This window comes from Roseinatronobacter thiooxidans, from assembly GCF_001870675.1.
Lineage (GTDB): Bacteria > Pseudomonadota > Alphaproteobacteria > Rhodobacterales > Rhodobacteraceae > Roseinatronobacter > Roseinatronobacter thiooxidans.
In genome coordinates, this window is sequence record NZ_MEHT01000013.1 from 1 (window position 1) to 5,223 (window position 5,223).

6 protein-coding genes are annotated in these 5,223 nt (G+C 58.4%); all 6 read left to right on the plus strand.

From position 1 onward, the window contains the following. Positions 1–772, plus strand: a 772-nt coding sequence (locus BG455_RS07830) for an FAD-dependent oxidoreductase (protein WP_143079895.1), incomplete at its 5' end; no start/stop codon positions are given. 22 nt (positions 773–794) lie between these two features. Next, positions 795–1,883 (plus strand): ABC transporter ATP-binding protein, encoded by a 1,089-nt coding sequence (locus BG455_RS07835; RefSeq protein ID WP_071469442.1) that lies wholly within the window; start codon positions 795–797, stop codon positions 1,881–1,883. A 9-nt stretch (positions 1,884–1,892) separates the two neighbouring features. After that, positions 1,893–2,999, plus strand: a complete 1,107-nt coding sequence (locus BG455_RS07840; protein ID WP_071469443.1) for an ABC transporter ATP-binding protein — start codon at positions 1,893–1,895, stop codon at positions 2,997–2,999. Further along, complete coding sequence (locus tag BG455_RS07845; RefSeq protein WP_071469444.1) at positions 2,999–3,871, plus strand: carbohydrate ABC transporter permease; 873 nt, start codon at positions 2,999–3,001, stop codon at positions 3,869–3,871. The genes BG455_RS07840 and BG455_RS07845 overlap by 1 nt, the downstream gene beginning before the upstream one ends. Before the next feature lies 1 nt (position 3,872). After that, positions 3,873–4,727, plus strand: coding sequence for a carbohydrate ABC transporter permease (locus BG455_RS07850; protein ID WP_071469445.1), 855 nt, complete (start codon positions 3,873–3,875; stop codon positions 4,725–4,727). 18 nt (positions 4,728–4,745) lie between these two features. Beyond that, the gene (locus tag BG455_RS07855; RefSeq protein ID WP_071469446.1) at positions 4,746–5,018 is read left to right on the plus strand and encodes a DUF2160 domain-containing protein; all 273 of its coding nucleotides are present in this window, start codon (positions 4,746–4,748) and stop codon (positions 5,016–5,018) included. Positions 5,019–5,223 lie beyond the last annotated feature (205 nt).

Below are 5,223 nucleotides of genomic sequence, written 5' to 3' on the forward strand. Positions count from 1 at the left end.
CTATTTCTTTCAGGGCACAGATGGGCGGATCATTTTCGCCATTCCCTACGAGCAGGATTTCACCCTGATCGGCACCACAGATGCCGAACATGACGACCCCGCGCGCATGCCCCGCTGCACTGATGAGGAACGCGACTATCTGTGCAGCTTCGCCAGCCAGTATTTCAAGCGCAGCGTTTCTGTACAGGATGTGGTCTGGTCCTATTCGGGCGTGCGCCCGCTTTATGATGACGGCGCAAGCTCTGCCACAGCGGCCACGCGCGATTATACGTTGAAAATAGACCAGAGTGCGGGCGCGCCGGTGCTGCATATTTTCGGGGGCAAGATCACAACCTACCGGCGGCTTGCCGAACAGGCTTTGGACAAGATCGGCACCATCCTGCCGCTGGATAAAGGCGCGTGGACCGCAGGTGTGGCGCTGCCGGGCGGCGATTTTGCGCATGACGGGGTGGGCGCGCTGGTGGCGGGCTTGCAGCGCGATTACCCGTTTCTGGGCGATTTCTGGGCGCGCAGGCTGGTGCGCGCCTATGGCACCGACGCCCGCGCCATTCTGGGCACGGCGCGCGACGCGGCCAGTCTGGGCAAGGATTTCGGTGCCACCTTGACCGAGGCCGAAGTCATATGGCTGATGACGCGCGAATATGCCTATAACGCACAAGATGTGCTGTGGCGCCGCTCGAAACTGGGGTTGCGACTGGACACCGCACAAGCCGCTGCATTGGAGGAATGGATGGCGCGTCACGAAAAACAGGTCATGCGCGCCGCCGAATAAAGAAACCGAGGGAGGAGAATACATGTCGCTGGTACTGGAGGGCGTCTCAAAGATCGTCGAGGGGCAGAGCCATATCTACCCCACAGACCTGACGCTGGAGCGGGGCACGATGAATGTGCTGCTCGGTCCCACGCTCTCGGGGAAGACCACCTTGATGCGGATCATGGCGGGGCTGGATGTGCCTGCCACGGGCCGCATTCTTTGGGAAGGCCGCGATGTGACCGGCATGCGCGTACAGGATCGCAAAGTGGCGATGGTGTACCAGCAATTCATTAATTACCCGTCGATGTCGGTCTATGACAATATCGCATCGCCCATGAAACTTTTGGGCATCTCGCGCAAGGAGATCGACCGCCGCGTCCGCGAGACGGCCGAGTTGATGCAACTGACCCCCATGCTGGAGCGCAAACCGCTGGAGCTGTCAGGCGGCCAGCAACAGCGCTGCGCCTTGGCACGCGCGCTGGTGAAAGATGCGGGGCTGGTGCTGCTGGATGAACCTCTGGCCAATCTGGACTATAAACTGCGCGAGGAGTTGCGCGCCGAAATCCCGAAGATTTTTGAACAATCGGGCGCAGTCTTCGTCTATGCCACGACCGAACCTGAAGAGGCGCTGCTGCTGGGCGGCAATGTCGCAACCATGTGGGAAGGGCGTATCACCCAGTTCGGCCCGACACCGCAGGTCTACCGCACCCCGAAGGATGCCAAGACCGCGCGGGTTTTCTCGGACCCGCCCATGAATTTCACGCGCATTGTGAAAGCGGGTAACCAGATAAGCTTTGGCGAAGGCCAGATCGCGCCTGCGATCGGGGCCTTGGCAGCACTTGATGATGGCACCTATACCGCAGGGTTCCGCCCTGACCATTTGCACCTGTCCGCGCAGGGCAGTGATGGCCTGCATTTCAGATGCACCCTGCGCGTCACCGAGATTACGGGGTCTGAAACCTTTGTGCATCTGGATCATTCCGGCGACCGCTGGGTGGGGCTGATGCATGGGGTGCATCATCTGGAATTTGGCTCGGACATCGAAGTCTGGCTGGATGCGGCGCATATCTATGTTTTCGCGGAAAATGGCGATCTGGTGGCACCTGCCAATTTCGTCCGCGCGGCCTGAGGGGAAAATATGGCACAGATCACACTCGATAATCTGGCGCATTCGTATCTTCCCAACCCGAAGGGAGAGGAAGATTTCGCGCTTAAGCAACTGGACCATGTTTGGGGCGATGGCGAGGCTTACGCCCTTCTGGGCGCGTCCGGCTGCGGCAAATCCACGCTGTTGAATATCATTTCCGGGCTGCTGGTGCCATCGCGCGGGCGTATCCTGTTCGGGGATCAAGACGTGACGCAGCAAGACACAGTCGCGCGCAACATCGCGCAGGTTTTCCAGTTTCCGGTTGTGTATGACACCATGACAGTGGGCGAAAATCTGGCTTTTCCGCTGCGCAACCGGCGCATGGACCCCGGCTATATTGCCGCCCGCGTGCAAAAGATCGCGGCCATGATCGGTATGGAAGACAGCCTCAAGCGCAAGGCGCGCGGGCTGACGGCAGATGCGAAGCAGAAAATCAGCCTTGGGCGCGGCATGGTGCGCGAGGATGTGAACGCGATCCTGTTCGACGAGCCGCTGACCGTCATCGACCCGCATATGAAATGGGAGCTGCGCACACAGTTGAAAGCGCTGCATAATGAATTCGGCCACACAATGATCTATGTGACCCATGACCAGACCGAGGCACTGACCTTTGCCGACAAGGTTGTGGTCATGCATGACGGGCGCGTGGTCCAGCTTGGCACGCCAGAGGAATTGTTCGACACGCCAGAGCATACCTTTGTGGGCTATTTCATCGGCTCGCCGGGGATGAACCTGATCGAGGCCGAAGTTAAGGGAAATGTCGCCCATTGCGCGGGCCATGCCATTCCCTTGGGGGGGAATTACAAGGCGCTGAAAGGGCGCGTCCAGATCGGCATTCGCCCGGAATTTGTGACGCTGGCCAGCGGCGATGAGGGCATTCCTGTAACGATCAAGCGCATAGAGGATGTGGGCCGCCACCAGATTTTGCGCGCGGAATTTGCGGGCAAACCTGTCAATGCGATCCTGCCCGAAGGCATGGCCGTACCGGCCGATGCCAACCGGCTGAAATTCATGCCAGAGCGCGTGAATGTCTATGCTGATGACTGGCGCGTAACCCCGCTGCATTCGGTGGCCACCCCCGCGAGAGAGGCTGTGTGATGGATAAGGTTCAAAACAACAAGGCGTGGTTTCTGGTGCTGCCTGTGCTGGTGCTTGTCGCCTTCTCGGCGGTCATTCCGCTAATGACAGTGGTCAACTATTCGGTGCAGGACACATTCGGCAATAATGTCTTCTTCTGGGAGGGCTTAGGCTGGTTTCAGGAGGTTCTGACCTCGCCCCAGGTGCATTCGGCCTTTGGACGGCAGTTGATGTTCTCTGGCATTATTCTGGCCATCCAGATTCCACTGGGGATTGCGATTGCGCTGTGCATGCCCAAGCGGGGTTTCTGGGCGTCGGTCTGTCTGGTGCTGATGGCATTGCCGCTGCTTATTCCATGGAATGTGGTGGGCACGATCTGGCAAATTCTGGGCCGGGCCGATATCGGGCTGATCGGGTACACGCTGGATATACTGAATATCAACTGGAACTATTCGCGCAATCCGGTGCATGCGTGGATTATCGTTGTAACCATGGATGTCTGGCACTGGACATCGCTGGTGGCGCTTTTGGCCTATGCCGGCCTGCAATCCATCCCGCAGGCCTATTATCAGGCCGCCAAGATCGATCAGGCCAGCCGCTGGAAAGTGTTTCGCTATATCGAGCTGCCCAAAATGCAAGGCGTGCTGCTGATCGCCATTCTGCTGCGCTTCATGGACAGTTTCATGATCTATACCGAACCTTTTGTCGTGACCGGCGGCGGGCCGGGGACCGCCACAAGCTTCCTGTCGATCGATCTTGTGAAAATGGCGCTGGGGCAGTTCGACCTTGGACCAGCGGCGGCTTTCTCGATCATGTATTTCCTTGTGATCCTGCTGGTCTCTTGGGTGTTCTACACTGTGATGACCAATCTCGACAAAGCGGAGGGCCGGTAACATGGCTGTAACCACAGACACTTACACCGCCCCAGCGCGCAGCTTCGCGCTTCCCAAAATCCGGACCCGGCATGTGGTGATGGTGCTCTACCTCGCCTTCATGCTGATCCCGATTTACTGGCTGGTGAAGATGAGCTTGCAAACCAACCGCGAGATCATGGGCAGTTTCACGCTATGGCCGCAAAACCCGACATTGGACAATTACCGCACCATCCTGACCGATCGCAGCTGGTATATCGGCTATATCAACTCGATCACCTATGTGGTGATGAACACGGTCCTGTCGCTGGCTGTGGCGCTGTCTGCGGCCTATGCGTTTTCGCGCTACCGCTTCATCGGCGACAAGCACCTGTTCTTCTGGCTGCTGACAAACCGCATGGCGCCGCCTGCTGTCTTTGCGCTGCCCTTCTTTCAGCTGTATTCATCCGTGGGGCTGTTTGACACGCATATCGCGGTGGCGCTGGCGCATACACTGTTCAATGTGCCGCTGGCGGTCTGGATTCTGGAAGGGTTCATGCGCGGCGTGCCCAAGGAAATTGACGAAACCGCCTATATTGACGGCTATTCCTTCCCGCGTTTCTTCGTCAAGATTTTCATGCCGCTGATCGCATCGGGCATCGGGGTGGCGGCGTTCTTCTGCTTCATGTTCTCATGGGTGGAGTTGCTGCTCTCGCGGACACTGACTGCCGTCAATGCGCAGCCCATCACCTCGATCATGACGCGCACAGTGGGGGCCTCGGGGATAGATTGGGGGGTTCTTGCCGCAGCGGGTGTCCTGACCATCGTGCCGGGCGCACTCGTGATCTATTTTGTCCGCAATTACATTGCCAAGGGCTTTGCCCTGGGCCGCGTTTAAGGGGGAAAAGCCATGAACCTGAACTGGATGGCATGGACACAGCCGACAGCAATCTTCTTCCTGGTGATTGCCTGCCTGCTGCTGATTTTCACGGCGCTGGCGATCCGATACCCCGAAACCCCGCGCCGTGGAATTCTGACAATCGAGACAACGCGGGGGGACAGGTTGTTCATCACGCTTCTGGGGTCGGCCTTTATCAATGCGGGGTGGCTGGCGCTAAGTGGTCTGCCGCAATGGTGGGCTTTGGGAATTTGCGCGCTTTACGCCATAGCGGTGTTCCGCTGGGTGTAAAGCCGCGCAAGTGAGCGCGTGCCCGAGCCACAGGGGTGAGGCCCGTAAATGGCCCGGACACGCAAGGACTGAGAAAGAGGGTTCAATCCATGGGAGGATATAGCATGAACCGACTACTGAAGACATCAACAGCGCTGGCGATGGCGCTCACAGTTATGGGAAGTCCGGCATTTGCCGATATGGACGCCGCCATCGCGTTTCTTGA

Bases quoted from the DNA above. Each gene is read 5' to 3' on its own strand.
- BG455_RS07845 (WP_071469444.1), top strand. From the start codon at position 2,999: ATGGATAAGGTTCAAAACAACAAGGCGTGGTTTCTGGTGCTGCCTGTG.
- BG455_RS07850 (WP_071469445.1), top strand. From the start codon at position 3,873: ATGGCTGTAACCACAGACACTTACACCGCCCCAGCGCGCAGCTTCGCG.
- BG455_RS07835 (WP_071469442.1), top strand. From the start codon at position 795: ATGTCGCTGGTACTGGAGGGCGTCTCAAAGATCGTCGAGGGGCAGAGC.
- BG455_RS07840 (WP_071469443.1), top strand. From the start codon at position 1,893: ATGGCACAGATCACACTCGATAATCTGGCGCATTCGTATCTTCCCAAC.